At 40.7% G+C, this 20,187-nt stretch carries 23 protein-coding genes; 6 read left to right on the forward strand and 17 right to left on the reverse strand.

Annotated features, from left to right (window positions below; all coding sequences use genetic code 11):
• Positions 1-14 precede the first annotated feature (14 nt).
• Together K8L98_RS19790 and K8L98_RS19795 are read right to left on the reverse strand one after the other, a co-directional pair.
• Positions 15-986: a TIGR03943 family putative permease subunit gene (locus tag K8L98_RS19790; RefSeq protein WP_223437452.1), complete on the reverse strand. Its 972-nt coding sequence runs from the start codon at positions 984-986 to the stop codon at positions 15-17.
• A 19-nt stretch (positions 987-1,005) separates the two neighbouring features.
• Positions 1,006-2,013 carry a permease gene (locus tag K8L98_RS19795; RefSeq protein ID WP_223437454.1) on the reverse strand — a complete coding sequence of 336 codons (1,008 nt, stop codon included), beginning with the start codon at positions 2,011-2,013 and terminating at the stop codon, positions 1,006-1,008.
• Between the two features lie 216 nt (positions 2,014-2,229).
• On the opposite strand from K8L98_RS19795, the gene folE2 reads away from it, so the two are divergent.
• A complete protein-coding gene (gene folE2, locus K8L98_RS19800) occupies positions 2,230-3,132 on the forward strand; it encodes a GTP cyclohydrolase FolE2 (protein ID WP_223437455.1) in 903 nt (300 codons plus the stop codon).
• A 36-nt stretch (positions 3,133-3,168) separates the two neighbouring features.
• On the opposite strand, the gene rpsN is transcribed toward folE2, so the two are convergent.
• Positions 3,169-3,438, reverse strand: coding sequence for a 30S ribosomal protein S14 (gene rpsN / locus K8L98_RS19805; protein ID WP_275976719.1), 270 nt, complete (start codon positions 3,436-3,438; stop codon positions 3,169-3,171).
• Between the two features lie 250 nt (positions 3,439-3,688).
• On the opposite strand from rpsN, the gene K8L98_RS19810 reads away from it, so the two are divergent.
• Both K8L98_RS19810 and K8L98_RS19815 read left to right on the forward strand, forming a co-directional pair.
• Complete coding sequence (locus tag K8L98_RS19810; protein ID WP_223437459.1) at positions 3,689-3,859, forward strand: Fur-regulated basic protein FbpA; 171 nt, start codon at positions 3,689-3,691, stop codon at positions 3,857-3,859.
• Positions 3,856-3,981 (forward strand): FbpB family small basic protein, encoded by a 126-nt coding sequence (locus K8L98_RS19815; RefSeq protein ID WP_223437460.1) that lies wholly within the window; start codon positions 3,856-3,858, stop codon positions 3,979-3,981. The genes K8L98_RS19810 and K8L98_RS19815 overlap by 4 nt, the downstream gene beginning before the upstream one ends.
• Before the next feature lie 61 nt (positions 3,982-4,042).
• Here K8L98_RS19815 and purU read toward each other — a convergent pair whose 3' ends face one another.
• The 11 genes from purU to K8L98_RS19870 form a co-directional block, all read right to left on the reverse strand.
• Positions 4,043-4,894 carry a formyltetrahydrofolate deformylase gene (purU, locus tag K8L98_RS19820; RefSeq protein WP_223437462.1) on the reverse strand — a complete coding sequence of 284 codons (852 nt, stop codon included), beginning with the start codon at positions 4,892-4,894 and terminating at the stop codon, positions 4,043-4,045.
• A gap of 130 nt (positions 4,895-5,024) precedes the next feature.
• Positions 5,025-6,329, reverse strand: coding sequence for an MATE family efflux transporter (locus K8L98_RS19825; RefSeq protein ID WP_223437463.1), 1,305 nt, complete (start codon positions 6,327-6,329; stop codon positions 5,025-5,027).
• 120 nt (positions 6,330-6,449) lie between these two features.
• Positions 6,450-7,214: an ABC transporter ATP-binding protein gene (locus K8L98_RS19830; protein WP_223437465.1), complete on the reverse strand. Its 765-nt coding sequence runs from the start codon at positions 7,212-7,214 to the stop codon at positions 6,450-6,452.
• 1 nt (position 7,215) lies between these two features.
• Entirely contained in the window at positions 7,216-8,235 is a 1,020-nt protein-coding gene (locus K8L98_RS19835; RefSeq protein ID WP_223437467.1) for an ABC transporter ATP-binding protein, read from the reverse strand.
• 20 nt (positions 8,236-8,255) lie between these two features.
• The gene (gene nikC / locus K8L98_RS19840) at positions 8,256-9,080 is read right to left on the reverse strand and encodes a nickel transporter permease (RefSeq protein ID WP_223443615.1); all 825 of its coding nucleotides are present in this window, start codon (positions 9,078-9,080) and stop codon (positions 8,256-8,258) included.
• A gap of 26 nt (positions 9,081-9,106) precedes the next feature.
• Positions 9,107-10,051: a nickel ABC transporter permease gene (nikB, locus tag K8L98_RS19845; RefSeq protein ID WP_223437469.1), complete on the reverse strand. Its 945-nt coding sequence runs from the start codon at positions 10,049-10,051 to the stop codon at positions 9,107-9,109.
• Position 10,052: 1 nt separating this feature from the next.
• Positions 10,053-11,624 carry a nickel ABC transporter substrate-binding protein gene (gene nikA, locus K8L98_RS19850; RefSeq protein WP_223437471.1) on the reverse strand — a complete coding sequence of 524 codons (1,572 nt, stop codon included), beginning with the start codon at positions 11,622-11,624 and terminating at the stop codon, positions 10,053-10,055.
• Between the two features lie 84 nt (positions 11,625-11,708).
• Positions 11,709-12,596: a DMT family transporter gene (locus tag K8L98_RS19855; protein WP_275976720.1), complete on the reverse strand. Its 888-nt coding sequence runs from the start codon at positions 12,594-12,596 to the stop codon at positions 11,709-11,711.
• Positions 12,596-13,894 carry an opine metallophore biosynthesis dehydrogenase gene (locus K8L98_RS19860; protein WP_223437475.1) on the reverse strand — a complete coding sequence of 433 codons (1,299 nt, stop codon included), beginning with the start codon at positions 13,892-13,894 and terminating at the stop codon, positions 12,596-12,598. Before K8L98_RS19860 ends, K8L98_RS19855 begins: the two co-directional genes overlap by 1 nt.
• Positions 13,891-14,712, reverse strand: coding sequence for a nicotianamine synthase family protein (locus tag K8L98_RS19865; protein WP_223437477.1), 822 nt, complete (start codon positions 14,710-14,712; stop codon positions 13,891-13,893). Before K8L98_RS19865 ends, K8L98_RS19860 begins: the two co-directional genes overlap by 4 nt.
• Positions 14,713-14,845: 133 nt before the next feature.
• The gene (locus tag K8L98_RS19870; protein WP_070878755.1) at positions 14,846-15,319 is read right to left on the reverse strand and encodes an S-ribosylhomocysteine lyase; all 474 of its coding nucleotides are present in this window, start codon (positions 15,317-15,319) and stop codon (positions 14,846-14,848) included.
• A 143-nt stretch (positions 15,320-15,462) separates the two neighbouring features.
• On the opposite strand from K8L98_RS19870, the gene yidD reads away from it, so the two are divergent.
• Positions 15,463-15,693 carry a membrane protein insertion efficiency factor YidD gene (gene yidD, locus K8L98_RS19875; RefSeq protein ID WP_223437480.1) on the forward strand — a complete coding sequence of 77 codons (231 nt, stop codon included), beginning with the start codon at positions 15,463-15,465 and terminating at the stop codon, positions 15,691-15,693.
• On the opposite strand, the gene K8L98_RS19880 is transcribed toward yidD, so the two are convergent.
• A complete protein-coding gene (locus tag K8L98_RS19880; protein ID WP_223437482.1) occupies positions 15,681-16,244 on the reverse strand; it encodes a beta-class carbonic anhydrase in 564 nt (187 codons plus the stop codon). The two genes, yidD and K8L98_RS19880, sit on opposite strands and share 13 nt — an antisense overlap.
• A 131-nt stretch (positions 16,245-16,375) precedes the next feature.
• On the opposite strand from K8L98_RS19880, the gene K8L98_RS19885 reads away from it, so the two are divergent.
• Positions 16,376-17,554 (forward strand): GTP-binding protein, encoded by a 1,179-nt coding sequence (locus K8L98_RS19885; protein ID WP_275976721.1) that lies wholly within the window; start codon positions 16,376-16,378, stop codon positions 17,552-17,554.
• A 123-nt stretch (positions 17,555-17,677) separates the two neighbouring features.
• On the forward strand, positions 17,678-18,715 hold the full coding sequence (locus K8L98_RS19890; RefSeq protein ID WP_223437483.1) for a metal ABC transporter substrate-binding protein: 1,038 nt from the start codon (positions 17,678-17,680) through the stop codon (positions 18,713-18,715).
• Between the two features lie 46 nt (positions 18,716-18,761).
• On the opposite strand, the gene K8L98_RS19895 is transcribed toward K8L98_RS19890, so the two are convergent.
• Positions 18,762-19,688, reverse strand: a complete 927-nt coding sequence (locus K8L98_RS19895) for a CobW family GTP-binding protein (RefSeq protein WP_223437485.1) — start codon at positions 19,686-19,688, stop codon at positions 18,762-18,764.
• A gap of 91 nt (positions 19,689-19,779) precedes the next feature.
• Positions 19,780-20,022 (reverse strand): type B 50S ribosomal protein L31, encoded by a 243-nt coding sequence (locus K8L98_RS19900; RefSeq protein ID WP_101565756.1) that lies wholly within the window; start codon positions 20,020-20,022, stop codon positions 19,780-19,782.
• Positions 20,023-20,187: the final 165 nt, after the last annotated feature.

Consider the following 20,187-nt stretch of genomic DNA (forward strand, 5'->3'; position numbering starts at 1 on the left):
GCTGGTTTTTTCTATTAATATTTCTCATACACATAAGGTTCTTTTGGCTGCTCAATTTTTTCAATAGATTGGATCTCTACATTAGGAAGAACCCAGTCCTGGTATTGCACACTTTTAATGATACCGGAGACTTTCACCCACTCATCCTGCTGATATTTCTCTCCATCATCAATCGAAGCAAGCGTTCCATATACAGATGCATCGGCAACACAGCACGATAGTCCGAATCGTGCTACCACGAATTGATCTTCTTTGAAGTCTTCTTCCCGATAAACAAATCCGAGCATTTCTACTTCCTTACCGGCAAACTTTTCAGGGTTTTTATCCATAATGTTTGTCATGGCAATGTAATTCTCTTCTGTTAAAACAATTTTTTTCATTTTCAGCATTTTTGCTTCCAGCTCTTCATAGAACCCGTCTGGAGGAGCTTGGATTTGGAATTCGTCTGGATGTTCAAGAGGCACATCTGGACTGGATTCCGGCGATTGAGATTTTTCTTGAACCCTCTCTTCAAGCTGCTTCATATATTCATCAGGATCCTGTAAATAAAGCTCGGCTAAATCCTCATCCATTGGAGGCTCTTCACTTTTTGCCGTTTCTTGAGACCCGCTTAACCCTGATTTAAAACCGCGTTTTGCGGCAATCGAACTGTCTAAAACCACATCAGGGAAGACAAAACCGGTCACAACCGGGAAAACAAACATGGAATAGATCATAATCGATTGAATCGGCGTACTTTTCCCCGAATGATCAAAGCCGCAATTGCAGTATAATTCTTCTTCATTTTTACTGCCGCTTCTCCAAATCTGCACAACACCCAAAAGCAAAAAGATGATCACTGCAAAATAGATAAATGGCAGCATGCGGGGAGCAATAAAATTTTGAATATCTCCCGTTATGATCAGCTTAAATAGGAGCATCGTAAACCCCATTAAGATAATTCCGCGCAGGTAGATGTGAAAACGGTAATCTCTTTGTTTTTCCATTGCTTTAGGATTCCCTCCTTTATAATATAAACTGCTGGTACACTAAGACGGACACATAAACGGCAGCCGTTACTATCCCGATAAATGCTGCAACGAACTTCACTCTGAAAAAGGCAAACAGCATGATTGTATTCTTTAAATCGACCATTGGACCGAACACGAGAAAAGCAAGCAGCGAGCCTGGTGTGAATGTTCCTCCGAATGAAGCGGCAACAAACGCATCAGCTTCTGAACAAAGCGAGAGAATATAAGCGAATGCCATCATTATTGCTGGTGATAAAAAGTCGCTCGAACCTAGTTCTGCAAGCATAGACCGATCCAAGAATGTCTGGAAAACACTCGCAATAAATGCTCCCAGAATCAGATATTTTCCCATTTCGAAAAACTCATCACTTGCATGGAAAAGTGTTTCCTTAAATTTGTTCCCTCCTTTAACAGGCTCTGCTCCTGCACTTCTTCCAACCAATTCTTCTCTTGTCCACTTCAGCTGATCGCGGTTTTTAAAAAGTAGATACACAACGAATCCAACCAAGATGGAAACGACAAATGCGAGTCCCATCCGGCCGTAAACAATTTCTTTTGAAGATTGGAAAGCATAATATGTAGATGCAAAGACGACAGGATTTAATATCGGAGCGGCAACTAAAAAGACAATTCCGACATGAAGGGGCATCCCCTTTTTAATTAAGCGTCTGACGATTGGGACAATCGCACACTCGCAAACAGGAAAAATAATGCCGAGCAGGGCCGCGGGAAAAAGAGCAATAATTGCGTTCTTCGGCAGAAACCGCTGAATCATCTCCTCTGATACAAACGATTGAATAAGAGCCGATACAAAAACACCAAGCAAAATAAAAGGGATGGCCTCAAGCACGATACTTAAGAAAATGGTATTCAAATTCAGAAATGCTTTTGGTGCATCAATCTGAAAATCTCCGAAATCTATGAAAATAAAAAGATAAATAAACAATCCTATTAATGCAAGAGCAAATGACTCTTTCACAATAGAAGAGGCTGGTTTTTTCATCATAAAACTCCAATCCTATTCTTTTCTTCTAGCATTATATCATACGGGACTTGTCCTTAAATTATGCAAATTCAGTGAAAAATTTATTCTTGCCGAATTGTGAAAATCATTCGTGATACTTGCCTTAACACCTCTATTTTAAACATTTTTAATTGCCGTTACCTATCTTTGTAAAGTATACTCTCTATTATTGAGGCACTTGAGAGGAGATCATCCATGATTAGAGAGATAACATTACCGCCGAAAAAAGAGAGACATAGACTCTTTGGTTCCGTTGAACCAGGTTTAAAGACGAAACCCACCGAAAAAGACAAAATGCCAGATCTGCAAAATTCAAAAAAAGATTTTCTTTTTCATATAAATGCAGTTGGAATCAGCAATGTGAAATATCCCGTTCGTATCATATCTTCATTAAGTCCAAAGGAACAAACGACCGTTGCTTCCTTTAAAATGACATCATCCATTTCTTATGAAGCTAAAGGCACAAACATGAGCCGATTTACAGAGCAGCTTGAGAAGTACCGATTAAATGGAGGTTTCACTCTTTCACTAACAGAGCTGTATGATTTTACAAAAGAGCTTGCCGGACGCCTTAAACAAAAGGATGCTGAAATAGAAGTTACCTTTCCATGGTTTTATGAGCGAAAGGGACCAAGCTCTGAGCTTGCCGGCTTGAACCATGCAACGGCAGGCTTAAAAATTAAGTATGAAGAAGGAAAAGGGTTCACATCCAGCGCAAAGCTTACTTGCGCCGTAACAACTCTTTGTCCATGCTCAAAAGAAATCAGTGAATACAGTGCCCATAATCAGCGCGGGTTTATCACGATGGATGTAGAATTCACAAAAGACTTTCGCGAGGAACAGGACTGGAAAGAAGCGCTGCTTGCTGCAGCAGAAACAAATGCAAGTGCCATGATCCATCCCGTCCTAAAGCGTCCTGATGAAAAAATGGTAACAGAAACAGCCTATGAAAATCCTCGTTTCGTAGAAGATATGGTGCGATTAGTAGCAGCAGACCTTTATGAGCTAGATTTTGCGGCTGCCTTTCATGTCGAATGCCGAAATGAAGAATCCATTCATCTACATGATGCAGTTGCCGAGCTTTCTTATCGAAAATAGTAAAAGGCGGGTGATCATGCATCACCCGCCTTTTCCCTACCAGCTAGCTTTTTTCACTCCCGGGAGCTGTCCTTTGTGGGCATATTCTCTAAAAGCAATTCTTGAAAGCTTAAACTTGCGTATATATCCCCTCGGCCTTCCTGAGATTTCACAGCGATTCTTCAAGCGAGTCGGGGAGGAATCACGCGGGAGCTTCCTTAAAGCCTCCAAATCCCCCTCCTCTTTCAGCTGTGTTCTTAGTTCTCTATATTTTTCAACCATTGCCTGTCGTTTCCGTTCTTTCACTGCCTTTGCTTTCCTAGCCAATCTCCTCTTCCTTTCATTTATCAGGATGTTATGATAAAATAAATCGTAATGGTTACTATTTATATAATAAACCATCTTTTCTTTAAAAACAAATTTTCTGGTTTTGTTTTTTTCATTTGGTGATATATATAATAGGAACCATTTTCGGCCTATAAGAATTCAGGAAGAACTTGCTTTGCTTACTAAAAGCAAGTATAATTTAGTTGAGAATGATTATCATGATCATTTATATTGAGGTGAACTTTTCTTTATGAAAACAACGATTCATGGAGCTGCTGAATCAAGGAAAAATGAATTAATTGAACAGCTGCTTGATATGGGGATATATAGAACGGCAGAAGGCCAGCTTTATGAGCTCTGCGAATCTAAGCTTGAAAAGGAATTCAGCGACAGAATGCAGCGAAAGGGGATTAACGGATGAGAATTAAAAAAAAATCATTTAAGGAACTGGTTGAAGAAAATAAGCAAACCATTTTAAATGACAAAATCCTGCTTGATAAAGTATACGAAAAAATTGATTTAAAGCAGAGTGTGAAGAAATAGACCCCTCTGCATCAAACGCAAAAAATCCGCACATAGCGGATTTTTTGCATGAATCATTATCTTATGGAAACACGACAGTCTTGTTTTCATAAACGAGCACTTTATCATCTAAATGCCAGCCAACCGCTCTTGAAAGAACAAGCTTCTCGACATCTCTTCCAATTCTCTTTAAATCCTTAATCTGATAACGGTGACTGACACGTTCGACATCCTGTTCGATAATCGGACCCTGATCTAGCTCTTCTGTTACATAGTGCGCAGTAGCACCGATGATTTTCACACCGCGGTCATATGCCTGATTATACGGTTTTCCGCCGACGAATGCCGGGAGAAACGAATGATGAATATTGATGATTTGATTTTTATACCTCTCAATCATAACAGGCGGTATGATTTGCATGTAACGCGCAAGCACAACTGTATCCACATGGGCTTCTTCAAGTAAAGAAAGATGGCGTTTAGCCGCTTCCTCCCTAGTATCCTTTGTTGCAGGTATATGATGATACGGAATGCCGTATGGCTTCACAATTTCTCTCATATCATCATGGTTGCTGACTACCATTGAGATTTCCGCAGACAGCTCTCCAAGCCGGAAACGCTGAAGAAGATCCTGCAGGCAATGATCTTCTTTAGAAACAAAAATGGCAATTTTCTTTTTATCGCTGGCACAGGACATGCGCCATTTTATATGAAACGGTTCTGCTGTTTTTTCAAATCGGGTTCTGATCTCCTCAATCTTATCTTCAATCCCAAGCAGCTGGAATTCGATTCTCATAAAAAACAGACCGCCTACAGGATCTGTTGAATGCTGATCCGAATGAATAATATTGGCTCCCTCATTTGCCAAAAAACGTGAGACCGCAGCCACAATTCCAGGCCGGTCCTCACATGAAATCAATAATCTTCCTATCATGATAAGCTTCCTCCTAATCCGCATTGTGTATCTCTTATGCGGACATATGTACAAACAATGAGAACAGTATACAGAAATAGCTGCTTCATCGCAACTGAATGATTTTACAGTCTGGGTATTTTCTTAAGGTTTAAAGAGCATGGATTCTTTTTTTCAGTCCAGGAATATACATGATCAGGAAAAGAGACCTCCCTATGCCGAACAATAAAAAAGAGAGCCACAAGCCATGATTTTCATAAATAGGCAAAAGAGACCATAAAGCAATCAGGTATACAAACAACGAATAGATCATGGAATTTCTCACAGGCGCAGCAGAAGCAGCACCCGTAAACACTCCATAAAGAACAAGACCAAAGGCAGCTGCTGCAGGATATACTAACAGCCAATTACCATATTCCGAAGCAAGATCTGCAACTGGTTCTATTCTGGTGAACAAACGAATAAGTGCTTCTTTAAACAAAAGATAAATGAATGTGACAAAGAGTGCTGTGTAAATTGACCATTGAAAAGAAAGGGATAAGGTATTGGAAAAATCCTTCTTATCATTGGATCCGATTGCCCGCCCGCACAGGATACTTGAAGCATTTGCAAACCCATCAAAGAAATAAGCCATTAAATAATGAATCTGAATTAAAATGGCATTTGCAGCGAGCATTTCTGTCCCGAAAGAAGCGCCAAATTTTGTGAAGAGGTTAAACATAATCAGTAGACAGGCAGTCCGAATAAATAAATCCCGATTCACATAAAGCATAGTCAGAACTTCTCTCCATGCGAATATCTCTGTTAATTCGCGAGATGTAAAGGAAAAGCTCTTTTTGCTGATGATCAGGAAAAATCCAACGATGACCGCACAAACCTCCGCTATCAGAGTTGCGGCCGCAACCCCCTGCACTCCCCATGAAAATCCTTGAACAAACAGGATATCCAGGATGATATTCATTCCATTCATCCCTATCTGCAAATAGAAAGCCTCTTTAATTCTCGACAAACCCATCAGCCAGCCAAGAATAACATATTGAATTAATGCAAATGGCGCACCCCATATTCGGATATCAATGTATTGCAGCGCATAATCCTTGACCCCATCAGCGGGTTCAATGATTGTCATGGCAAGGTCAGAAATATGATTTCTAAAAAGGACAAATAGAATGCCGACAGATATCGCCAAGATCAAAGGCCTAACCAGACTGAGAGTCATTAACTTCTCATCCATGGCTCCGTGTGCCTGTGCCGTAAAGCCGGAAGTGCTGACTCTCAAGAATCCGAAAAGCCAGTACATCGTGTTAAACACAACAGCCCCTACCGCCACTCCTCCTATAAAAGCTGGATCAGAGAGCTGTCCGACTACAGCCGTATCGACAGCTCCAATAAGAGGTGTAGTCATCGCAGAAAGAGTAAGGGGAATAGCAAGCATGATATATTTTTTATGATTCATAATAAACACCTCTACTTTGTTATCTGAAATAAAAAATCCCTTTTGATAAGGGATTTCAGCAAAACTTTGTAAATAATCAAGAATCATACATGAGCAGCGGATTCAGCCGCTGTTCTGCTTTCAGCTTTCCATTGCAGCTGCAATAAGTTTCCTTGTATAGGGATGACGATTCACTCCAAAAAGGTCATCTGCTGAAAAAAGATCAACAAGTGAACCCTCTTTAAGGACAGCAAACCGATTACACATATATCGAGCCGCTGCCATATCGTGAGAAATAAACAGGTAAGACATATTAAATTCATTTTTCAGCTCTCTGAGGAGATTCAGAATCTGGGCCTGTATCGACACATCCAGGCTGGATGTAGGCTCGTCACAGATGAGCAGACTTGGCTGAAGGCTGATGCCTCTTGCAATTGCGGCTCTTTGTCTTTGACCGCCGCTAAGCTGGTGAGGATATCTGTTCATTAAGTCCTGCTGCAGGCCTACTTTACTCAGAAGGATTTCTGCCATCTTTCTTTTGTCCGCTTTAACCTCTATCAAAAAAGGAGGGACTGCATCCGGGTAATTTTCGAGTGGTTCGATGATTGACTTCCAAATACGAAGCTTTGGATTCAAGGAAGCTGAAGGATCCTGAAATACAGCCTGCACATGACGTCTTGCCCTTCTCAGCTCACCTTTTTTTAGACTCTGAAAATCAGCACCATTTAGAATAACTTCACCTTCATCACACTGTGCAATTCCCAATATCAGCTTTGCAAGCGTGCTCTTCCCGCTTCCGCTTCCGCCAATGAGCCCAAGACATTCGCCTTGGGCCATTTGAAAGGAAATATCCTTTAAGACTAGCGTTGACTGATAGGATTTCGATACGTTTTTAACTTCTAGCATTTCATTCATGCCTCCGATCACATGCTGCATGGCAAGCTGCAAAATGCAAGATCTCTGCTTCTTCTAATGCTGGAACGGCCCTGCACTGTTCAAAAGCCAAAGGGCATCTTAACGCAAACGAACATCCGTCACCGGCAACCAGTCCGGGATCTCCCGGAATTGCAGTTAATTCCTTTGGCTGCTCACGGCTCAATACAGGTCTTGCATTCAGCAGAAGCTTTGTATATGGATGGATGGATCTGTTTTTGATGGTATCCGTCAATCCCTTTTCGACAATTTGTCCCCCGTACATAACGGCCATAGAATCTGTTCTTTTTAACAAGTGCTTCAAATCATGAGAAATCAGCAAAACGCTGCAGTACAGGTCATGCTGAAGCTGTGCGAATAAATCAAGAATAGCTTCCCCTGCAAGCACGTCCAGTGCTGTTGTCGGCTCGTCAGCAATAATAAGGGAAGGTTCAAGCATAAGCGCTGATGCAAGGGAAGCCCTTTGAAGCTGGCCGCCGCTAAGCTGGTGGGGGTAGCTTCCAAAGATTCTTTCTGCAGGGAGCTGTACACGGTTAAGCCACATAAGGGCTTTTTCTTTAGCTTCTTTTTTAGTTAGTTCAAAATGGCTTCTAATTGCTTCAACAAGCTGCTTGCCAATTTTTATAAAAGGAGTAAAGCTTCCCTGATAATGCTGAAAGATATAACCAATTTCCCTGCCGCGCAGGACTCTCAATTCCTTTTCGGAAAGGCATGTAATCTTTTTGCCGTTTAGCATGATTGAACCTTCAGCAACATAAAGCTCAGGAGGAAGCAATCCTAAAACAGCCAGAGCAGTTAAGCTTTTTCCGCTTCCGCTTTCACCCGCAAGTCCAAGCATTTCCCCGCGCTTTAAAGTCAGATTCACCTTTTCCACAAGCTTTCTTTCACTCAAACGCAATGAAATAGAGAGGTCCCTTATTTCAAGAAGAACAGCCTGATCAGCTCTCGATGTGTCTATATGTTGGATTCTTTCAAGTTCCATGACTTCAGTCATCTTTTTTCCGCCTCCCAAATCTAGATGCTCTTAACATCCAGCTTGTCTCTTAAACCTTCTCCAATTAAATTGCAGGACAATACTACAAGAAAAATGGCCAATCCTGGATATACCATCATTTCAGGAAAAGTTTGAAAATATGGCCTGCCGTCATTTAACATCGCACCCCACTCCGGTGCAGGAGGCTGAGCGCCAAGTCCAAGATAGGAGAGAGAGGAAATAATCAGAATGACTTTCCCTACATCAAGTGCTGCAAGCACAAGAACTGGTGACAGAATTTGCGGAAGCAAATGCCTAATGATAATTTTCCATGCGGGACATCCTCCAACCTTAGCTGCCAACACATATTCCTTTTCACGTTCTGATAAAACAATGCCCCTTACTACTCTTGTGTAGCTGATCCATTTCACAAGTACGACCGAAATCATAAGATTAACTAAGCTCGGACCCAGAAAGCCTGCAATGGCAATGGCTAAAATAAATTCAGGCAGTGCAGCCAGACCGTCTGCCAGCCTCATTATCAATGTATCAATCCGACCTCCTATATATCCTGAAAGCAAACCAAATGGAATGCCGATTAAAACTACGGCTGCAATAACAAGGGAGGTTATGCCGAGTGTAGCTTGAGATCCGATCACAAGTCTTGAAAAGATACACCTGCCCATGTGGTCCGTCCCTAGAGGATGAGTTAAACTTGGCGGGGAAAGACGCTCTGCCATATTCGCAGTTAAAGGATCATTCGGTACAAGGATTGGTCCAAGAAGAGTAATAAGGACAATGATAGATAGAGAGATGATCCCTATCCATGTCATCGTTGCTGAATTCATTCTATAAGCACCCCGCATATTCTTTTTCCAAGTTAAAGAGACCTTCAACCAGTCTTCCCCCTTTCCTGATTTATTCTAGGATCAATAAGCTGGTAGGATAAATCTACAAGCAGATTCACAGCAACAACAAAAACACCCGTTAAAAGGACATATCCCTGAATAAGGGGATAATCGCGGCTGAAAATTGCATCAACAGCCATGCTGCCAAGGCCTGGCCATGAAAATAAGATCTCTATGACCACCGCACCTCCAAGCAGGCTGCCCATGCTTAATCCAAAGACCGTTATGACCGGAAGAAGCGCTGCTCTAAAGGCATGAAACCAGAGGATTCTCCATTCCTTCACTCCTCTTGCCCGAGCTGCTTGAACGTAGTCTTCCGAAAATGTGTTAAGCAGTCCTGCCCTGATGAGTCTTGAATAAACTGCTGCCAAAGATAGTCCGAGGGACAGGGAGGGCAAGATCATTTGAGGAAATGTTCCAATCCCTGCAGAAGGAAGAAGCCCAAGTTTGAAAGCAAAAAAGTAAATAAATATCAAGCCAAGCCAAAAGCTTGGAATAGATGCTCCAATAAGAGCAAACACTCTGCTGATATGATCAGGCCATTTGCCTGGATTACGGGCAGAAAGAATCCCAAGCGGAACTGAAATAGACACCATGACGAGCAGGGCGAAAGCAGTAAGCTGCAGGGTGACCGGCAAATGATCCATCATTTCATCCCACACAGGCTTCCCGCTCATATAAGATGTGCCAAGATCAAGCTTCACTATTCCAAGCATCCACTGTCCATATTGTTTATAAAGAGGCTGATCAAAGCCAAGTTCCGTACGGAGCCTTGCCTGATCCTCCTGTGTCACCATCATTTCATCTGCATTCAGAATGGACAGAACCGGGTCACCCGGAGCAAGCTTCATTAAGCTGAATGTAAAAACAGATAAAAGGAAGATTACCATCACTAATTGAAGAAATCTTTTTCTTATAAGAAGAAGCACGTCATTCCACATCCATTGTATGGGTTAAAATGTAATACTCTTCTGCTGTAGGCTTCCAGTCTTTAATTCTGTCACTCATCCCTATAAGAATATTAGGATAAACAGCGTAGCTGTGAAGAGCATTCTTATTAATAACAGCTGCTGCCTCCTGGGTAATTTTCGTTCTCTCCTTAAATTCCTCAGTGCGATTCAGCGTATTAATAACATCAATCAATTCTTCATTCCTAATTTTCCCGACATTTAGTGCACCTGTTTCTGTGAATGCAGTGTTCAGGAAGTAGCTGCCGTCTCCTCGCGGTGAAGTATTATTACTGTAAGTAGCCAAATCCCAATCTGTATGTTCAGCTAAATGAGTATCTGCATTTTCTACTGTTTTTACGTCAATATCAATGCCTGCTTTTGCTGCATCTGATTGCAGCAGCTGGGCTATTAATGGCAGCTCAGGTCTTGCTTTATAAGTAATCAATTCAAGCTTAAGCAGTTTTCCGTCCTTTTCCATTTTGCCGTCAGTATTTTCTTTATAGCCAGCATCAGCAAGGAGCTCTTTTGCTTTTTCAACGTCTAATTCCTTCACTTCATCCTTAATTCCAAATGGCAGTGTACTGTTAAATGGTCCGTTCGCAGGTATGCCATGCCCCAGCATTATGTCTTCTGCAATGCTCTTGCGGTCGATGAGAACATTCAGAGCTTCTCTGACCTTAAGATCTGAAACGTATGGACTTTTCTGGTTGTAAAGAATAATATGTGATCTTAGGCCGGGTACTGATTCGACTTTCAAAGTTTCGTCCTTTTCAATTGACTCTAGTCCCTCAGCCGGAAGATTATAAACTACATCTGCCTCTTTGGATTGCAGAGCAAGCGCCCGGACATTAGCATCTTCATTAAATTTTATGACAGCTTCTTTTATCTTTGGCTTGCCTGCCCAATAGCTGTTATTTCTCTCTACAATCACTTCCTGATTCGGCGTGAATTTCTTCACTTTAAACGGCCCCGTTCCAACTGGCGCATTTATAAATGCTTCTTTTCCCATTTCTTTTTCAGAAGCTGCATGAACAATGGATGTATAAGGGTTTACCAGTTCAGAAGGTAAAGCAGGATAGGGTTCTGCAGTCGTAATAGTAAGCGTCTGCTCTTGTGCCTCCATTGATTTGATTTTCAATGAGGCACTGAGGGATTCGTTTGCTTCCATACTTTTTTCAAGTGATTCTTGAACAGCTTTTGCATCAAGCTTTGCCCCGTTCTGAAAGGTAATGCCCTCTCGTATCGTAAATACCCATTTCGTGTTATCCGAGGTTTCCCACTTTTCTGCGAGCCAGCCTTCAATGTTTGAATCTTCACCCAGCTTAAGCAGTGTTTCTGTTACACCTGCACGAACCGGTGTAAAAACGTTATGCGGATCCATGTCAGCTGATTTAAAGCTGAAAATCATATTTACCTTTTTTTCTGTTTCTCCTGATTTTTCTCCGCCGGACAGTGATGAGCTGTTATCAGATGAACAGCCGGCTGCAGTCAGAATCACTAAGCCCAATAATAGTAAAAGGAGTTTTTTTGTCCTATGAATCTTCTTTTTCATTTCATCAGCCATCCTTATGTAATATTATTAATTCGTAACAATTACGATTTGTATTCTAAATATTACTTTTCAATTCCATATGAGTCAATTTATTTTTTTAATATATCCCTTAGCAAGACCTGAATTTCCTGTATCTAATTTTCTCTTTTTTATAGAAAGCATGATACATACAGCAATAATCAGTGTGCCTCCTATAATCGTATAAGCATCTGGCACCTCAGTCCAAAATAAAAAGCCCCAAAGCGCATTAAAGACAATTCCTATATATCTTGTAACCTCCACAACTACAATGTTCTCATGCGTGAAGGCTCTGGTAAGAAAGATCTGGCCAAGCAGGGAAACAACCCCGATGCATGCCAAGTAAAAGAATTCGAGAGGCGTCGGGATCACAAAGCTGTTCCACATTAGCGGAATTGAAAGAATGGTGCCCGTTGCAAGAAAATAAAACACAATTTCATAGGAATGATGCAGTTTGCTTAAATAACGGATAGAAGCAGCCGCCCCTGCTGCAAACAAAGCACTCAAAACCCCTGCAAGTGCATAGACGGAATAGGAAGAATAATGAAACGGCTTCACAAGTAAAATTGCTCCGACAAAAACAAGCGGCAAAATATAAAACGTACTTTTTGATACCTTCTCTTTTAAAAATGCAGCAGATAAAATAATCGCAAATATCGTTGATAAATGGGCAATTATACTTGCATCTGCGAGCGGTATTTTAGATATGGCATAAAAATAGGCATATAAATACAGGGCACCGAGAAGACCTCTTACAAAAAGCATCCGCACTCCTTTTTTAGAAAAAGCAACCTTGCTTTGTCTCATCATGACAAAGATAATAGCTGTTCCGATGATGCTCCTGAAAAACATCACTTCTGCAGCAGGAATGTTTAGACTGACGGTTTTTACAAGGGCATTCATGATGCTGAAAACGAAAGAAGAGAGAATCGCCAGGATGACTCCGTTTTTCATCATAGCTCCCTCCTTCCATGACCTGAAAAGAGCCGGCTTTCAATTTTTCTGTCAAAATTAGAGTACTCCGCTTGTGTCTTCTCGGCAAAACCGTTCACTTCCGCTACAAACGTCTCTATGAGCGCTAAAGCATGAGGCATTTCTATTCCGGCAGCTTGGCCAAGCTCATAGATCCCTTTCAACTTCCTATAATCTTCAAGCGGAATTCTTGGGATAGCCCATCTTCCCCTGGTGTCCCTTTCAGCTTGCTTAAAAGGAACAGCTGAAAAATCAAAATATCTCCCGTACTCATCCGGCCTGGAAAAAGGATCGATCAAAATGGCTGAATATCTGATGTACAAGAGATATTCCTGCTTCACCTCACTGAAGGTCTGAAACTGTTCAATGTCTTCCCGTGAGAGAGTCTCATTATGAACAGGATAATTATCGTCGTTTAAAAACTGAAGAAGATTAACCGGCTTCGCGCCAAAATACTCAACCACTTTGGATATCTCTTTCCAAAGCTTCACCATCACACGGATGGAATGCTGCGTAATAGGTCCTTCGGGATATAATTTGTACATAGACTTGAGTGACTGATTTTTCGTTAAAATCTGCCTCATTGCAAATGAATTCATGAAAAAAGGAGGGTGTACATAGGTTGTGACATTTCTGCTTTCCGCTTCAATCGGTGCTGAAACGATTCTTGCTTCTACTCTTAGACTTTCAATAAACTTGGAAACAGAATGAATATGTCCGCTTTTTTTGTTGGATGAAGCGAGATAAATACGTTTTTTTAATGCTTTAGTCCGGACATTTATACCGTCTTCTTCGTATTTTGTCGCTCCGTAATAGGCAGACATACTAATCAATTCAATCTCTTTTAATTCTTCTTTAAAATGACGGCCGATTAATATGTTCGATCCGATTCCGGGAGAAAGGAAAATAATTTTATTCAGCCTAGTTAATTTCCTGCTAAACAGCTGGTTCAGGACTTCGACATAGCTGTCACTTGGTGTACAGATGATAACTGTTTCCCATATATCATCTATTAAGCGGTAGTCACCATAAAAAAAATCAAGCTTAGCTTCGCCGCCCAAATCAGCATTCGTTTCTGTCAAATACCTGGATTTCACTATTTTTTCATTCTGATTGAAATAATTGATTAAACGGTCTGTATGAGCTCCCGGACGGTTAACCAGTCCAAGCTTGTCAGTCCAGCCATTTGCGGCTTGAACGGCCATATTAATGGCAGCGGGTCCTGTTCCGGCGATTAATGTATTTCCAAAAGGAGCTGCAACAAAGTTATGTAATGTCATATGTAGTCTAAACCCTTTCCGTTCACGCCAGTCATGCCTCTTTTTAAAACGAGAGTATCGTAAAAGAGATTCTTTTGTTCAACTTTTTCCTGATCCCATTCCGCTGATAACGTGAAATCAAAAGGATAATTAAAGATGGACTTCAAGCCATTTCCATAGCGGATAATCACTTTTGCTCCTACTGGAATCAATGATTTTAGCTCTTCTAGAATCTCTGCCTTTTCCTGTACGAGAGAGGCTATAATGACATGCGTGGCATCTCTGAGAACAGGTACTTGGGAAACCGGATGCTGTGTAAAGGAGACAGCAGACTCGAGTCCTGTTATCACTGCAATGTTCTTCCCCATTTCAACTGCTTCAACATCGATATCCAGACATGTAATCTGAGCCCCTGTCTCCTTTGCGATTGTAAGTGCAGAAAGAGGAAAAGCTCCTGACCCTATAAAGACAACATTCGAGCACGCTGTAATCCCATAGCTGTCTAATTCCTTTTTAACTGATTCTGAAAGAGAAAGCAGATACTCTGATGCATCCATTTCTTGATTAGCCGTACAGGCAGACTGATATTTTTCCAGCGTACTGATGGCTTTTGCAGATGTTCCCCTGAGTATTTCAGAATATTTTCTGATATCTGGATCCTCTCCCCATAACCGCCACTCCGTGTCATTTTTTTCATCCATTACAAATTTTGAAAGATCATCAAGCTTATCTGTGAGGAGCCGGAAACAATAGTCGCTTTCTTTTATGTAGTCAGAAAGCTCTGAAATTTCATGCTGCAGCATCTTAATGGAAAATAAAAACGCATACTTATCGCTCAAATAATAACCCTCCTTACAAATCGTAATTATTACGTTTTGAAGTGTATCATTATCCGCTCTCTTCCGTCAATCAGGCAAAAATACTCAAAAAAGCAGGCCTTCTGAATGAAGGCCTGCTTTTACTTTATAGCGATTAACCAAATACTTTTGCCAATTCTTTTTTATCCTGATCAAGCCAGAAGCGCATTAAACGCTTCGCTCCTTCTAAATCGTGCAGCTTTGCCTGTCCGCATTGCTTTTCGTTTGCAGCAGGAATTTCAGTAATCTCAATAGCATCTTTAAGCGTGTCATCTAAAAGATCAATGATTTCTTCCACTGTCGGCTCACCGCTTACGACAAGGTAATAGCCTGTCTGGCATCCCATAGGAGAAATGTCGATAATATCAAAGTGATCGTATTTTTCTGAATGTGTGCGGATATTGAACGCCAGTAAATGCTCCAATGTGTGGATTACATCTGGTTTCATTGCCTGCTTGTTCGGCTGGCAAAAACGAATATCAAATTTATTCACAAGTCCATCGCTTCCTACTTTGTGTACGCCGCAATGTCTGACATATGGTGCCTTTACTGCATTATGATCCAGATCAAAACTTTCAACTGATGGCATAAATACCACTCCTTAATAAGACTTCTTTATTCATCATACAATTAATTCCGATAAAATTCATCTATTTTGTCCGAATTAAATCTTCCAATTTTAACTTCTTCTCTTCTTGCAGTATACTTAAGGCATAAGAAGAGGTGACATATATGAAACAGCTATTAATTGCACTTATACGTTTTTACCAAAAATTCATTTCTCCGCTGAAGCCGCCATCCTGCCGGTTTTATCCGACATGTTCTCATTACGGTTTGGAATCAGTTAAGAGATTCGGCGCACTTAAAGGCGGATATTTGACCTTTAAGCGGATCTTGAAGTGCCAGCCCTTTCATCCCGGAGGATTTGACCCTGTACCTGAAAAAAAGGATCACTCCAGGTAACCGTCTGCTACAAGGTCCAATTTTCCCGTAGACGGGTCGATGATTAATCCATGTACAGGTACATCATTTGGAAGCAGTGGATGGTTGCGAATAACGCTCACACTATGTTTTACACTTTCTTCAACGTTATCAAACCCTTTTAGCCATTCTTCTAAATGAAGGCCTGAATAATTCAGGGTGTCAATTTTATCCTGAGATATTCCGCGTTTCATGGCTTTCTCAAGGAAAGAATCCGGATTAAGGCTGCTCATTCCGCAATCATAGTGGCCGACTACACATACTTCATCTGCCCCAAGTTCCATGACCGCTACCAGTATACTTCTCATGATGCTGCCGAAAGGATGAGCTACAATCGCACCGGCACTTTTCACAATTTTAACATCGCCATTTTTTATATTCATAGCCTGAGGCAGCAATTCTACAAGCCGAGTATCCATACAGGATAAAATAACCATTTTTTTGTCAGGAAATTTGGTGGTCTGGAACTTTTCGTATTCGCGTTTTTCTACAAATTGGGTATTATGCTCAATAATCTCATCTAACAATCTCATCTGCAATTCTCCTTATAAATCTTTTTTTTATTTAATATATCACAACACTTGTTTTTTAGGTTAGTTTTGCTATATGATGTTTTTTGTAAATCGTAATCATTATTATTTATATGATACAGGAGGAATTTTTCATGATAGACCAAATACCCGTTACCGTGCTGAGCGGATACTTAGGTGCAGGCAAGACAACTCTTTTAAAGCATATTCTTGAGAATAAAGAAGGCAGACGAATGGCTGTCATTGTAAACGATATGAGCGAAATTAATATTGATGCAAGCTTAATTAAACAGAATCCCATCAGCAGGACCGAAGAAAAATTGGTTGAGATGCAAAATGGCTGCATTTGCTGTACCCTTCGCGAAGATTTAATGGTGGAAGTAGAGAGCCTTGTTAAGAATGGCGATATTGATTACATTGTGATCGAATCATCTGGCATCAGTGAGCCTGTGCCTGTAGCCCAAACATTTACGTATATTGATGAAGAAGTCGGCATTGATCTTTCGCAAACCTGCCGTTTGGACACAATGGTAACGGTTGTTGACGGCAATCGCTTCTGGTTCGACTTTTCCTCAGGAGAAAATCTTCTTGACCGCAAGCATGGAACAGATGAAAACGACACTAGAGAAGTGATTGATTTGTTAATTGATCAAATTGAATTTGCCAATGTGCTTTTATTGAACAAAACCGACCTTTTAAACGAAGAAGATATAGATGAATTGTATGGGGTTCTCAGGAAACTGAATCCGGATGCCAAGATCCTGAAAACAGCATTCAGCAATGTACCCTTATCAGAAATACTTAACACAAAGAGCTTTGATTTTGAAGAAGCAAGTCAGTCTGCGGGCTGGATAAAAGAATTAAATGAAGAGCATACCCCTGAAACAGAAGAATATGGAATTTCTTCCTTTGTCTACAGAAGACAAAAGCCCTTTCACCCTGAGCGCTTTATGAAATGGCTTGAAAATTGGCCTGCTGATGTTGTTCGGGCAAAAGGATTTTTCTGGATCGCCACTAGAAATGACACGACAGGGCTTCTTTCACAGGCTGGTACGTCCATCATGATTCAAGGTGCAGGAGAATGGGTTGCCTCTTACTCAGAAGAAGAACAAAAACAAACGTTGACAGAAGAACCTGAACTGCTTGAACGCTGGGATGATACATTTGGAGACCGCATGACTGAACTAGTTTTTATCGGAATTGATCTTTCAAAAGCTGAAGTAGAGACCTCTCTTGACGGCTGTCTTCTGACGGATGAAGAAATGGCATCAGATTGGTCTGTATTAATAGATCCCCTGCCTGCCTTTTCATAATTATTTGAATCCTTTTTCTTTTTTCGCTCTGAATTTTCCCGGTTCTCAAATCGTAAGTATTACGATATAATGTGAAAGGACATATTGAAGTTAATTGAATACCACATATATAAGGAGTAAATGATGAAAAAAACAGGACTGACAATGGCACTTGCGCTAATGCTTGGAACAGCACTTGCAGGGTGTGCAGAGAACGATCAAAATACAAAGGATAACGGTGAAGAAAAGCTGAAGGTTTATACAACCATCTTCCCTGTTCAGGACTTTACAAAGAAAATTGGCGGCGATGCTGTTGAAGTGGAAAGCATCTATCCTGCAAATGCAGATGCTCATACATTTGAACCATCTACAAAAGATATGGTTGCGATGGCAGAGGGAGACGCATTTATTTATTCAGGTGTTGGTTTAGAAGGCTTCGCAGAGAAAGCAACAGAAACCCTAAAGTCTGAAGAAGTGAAAATCATTAAAGCAGGTGATGGCATTGAGCTTGCTGATGCTTCCCATGATGAAGAAAATCATGAGGAGCATGCTAATGAGGAAAGCCATGATGAGCACACTGATGAAGAAGATCATGCCGAGCATGCAGATGAGGAAAGCGATCATGAGCACGCTGATGGTGATGCTCATGATCACGGAGATAAGGATCCACATATTTGGCTGGATCCTGCCCTCTCCATTCAAATGGCTGAAAACATTAAAAATGGATTAATTGAAATTCAGCCAGAATCTAAAGATAAATTTGAAAAGAATTTTGAAACACTAAAATCTGATCTTGAAAAATTGGATGCAGATTATAAAGAAACAATTGATGCCGCAGACAAAAAAGAAATTTTGGTATCACATGCAGCTTACGGCTACTGGGAGGAGCGCTACGGCATTCAACAAATCAGCGTGCTCGGGTTATCGCCAACTCAGGAGCCGTCACAAAAGCAGCTTCAATCCATTATTGAAACAGCAAAAGAACATCATATAAACTATATTATTTTTGAAAACAACGTAAACAGTAAAATCGCAGATATCGTAAAGACAGAAATTGGAGCGGAGAGCCTGACCCTGTCTAATCTTGAGTCAATCTCTGAAGAAGATGCGAAAAACAATGAGGACTACTTCAGTTTAATGGAACGAAATTTGGAAACTCTTAGAACAGCATTATCGAAGTAAAAAGAACTGCCGGCCAAGTTTGGCCGGTAGTTTTTATATGGATATTTTACTGAAAAGACTGATGAAATGACGTTCTGATCTCCTCAGTATTCAAATTTTGTCCAATCAAAATCAAGACCGTTTTCTCTGTATCTATTTTAGTATCGGAAAGAACGGCTTTTTTTGCAGCAAACTGCATTTCCCGCGGATCGCTTTCTCCCTCAATGAGCAGATATCCTTTTGCACGGATCAGCCCATTTATTCCTTTCAGCCATGTTTCAAGCTTTTTCAGCCGAACAGCTGGAAGGGCTGTTATTTTTACGGTTCCTATAGAATGATGATGATGATGATGCCCTGCTTCATCTGTCAGGTTTACAAGACTTTGCCTTTGCAGAGCAAGCTTTTCAAATGGAACATTCCCGTATGAGGATTCAAGTACTTCAACACCGGGTGAGATCACTTTTTCAATTTTATGTCTGACTTTTTCTTGTTCTTTTTCATTAACAATGTCTAGTTTATTAAGAATGATAAGATCTGATGAAATAATTTGTTCTTTTAAAAGAGACCGGATTTCCTTAGAGCTTGCAAACATGCTTTGATAATCAAGGTAGTGGCTTGTATCAACCATTCCGATCATTGACATAAGTTTAAATTCCTCAATCAGTTCTGGAGACAGCAGGATATCTTTTATCTCTAATGGATTTGCTACTCCCGTCCCCTCAATTAAAAGCACATCAACTTCTTCGCCTTCTAAAAAGCCTTTGAGTGTAGTTACGAGGTCATCCTGAATGGTGCAGCAAATGCATCCATTTAAAAGTTCATGGACGTTTTGATCCGCAAATAAATGCTTTTCAACATTTTCATCGCCAAGTTCATTTAAAATAATGCCGACATGTTTTCCTCTCTTTTTAAACTCATCGGCCATCTTGCCTAAGACTGTCGTTTTTCCGCTGCCTAAAAAACCGCTGATGGTATATACAGGTATTCTTTTCATATTCAAGCCTCCTCTAAATGTAAGAGTATCAAGTTTTGCAGTCATAAAAAAGATGCCCGGGAACAATTTGTTCCCAGGCCCCTTTGATGGATTACATATTGTATTTTTTCTTAAAGCGCTCTGCGCGTCCATCCCGGTCTGCGAATTTTTGACGGCCTGTATAGAATGGATGCGTATCTGAGCTTACTTCTATTTTAATAAGAGGATAGGTATTGCCATCTTCCCATTCTGTTGTTTCGTTTGATTTCATTGTTGATCCGCTCAAGAATTTAAACCCGCTGTTTGTGTCCATATAAACAACTTTATGATAATCCGGATGGATTCCTTGTTTCATTGTAAAAGCACTCCCTTAATCGTAATTATTACGTTTTATATATTACATGGTTTGTCCTTGTTTGTCAATGTAAGTGAATTGCCTAAAATTCGGCTCTATAAGTAAACTTAGAAATAAATACGTCCCATTTTTACCGCATATTTCCTGAAATAATGAAGACAATAA

This window comes from Metabacillus dongyingensis (assembly GCF_019933155.2).
GTDB lineage: Bacteria > Bacillota > Bacilli > Bacillales > Bacillaceae > Bacillus_P > Bacillus_P dongyingensis.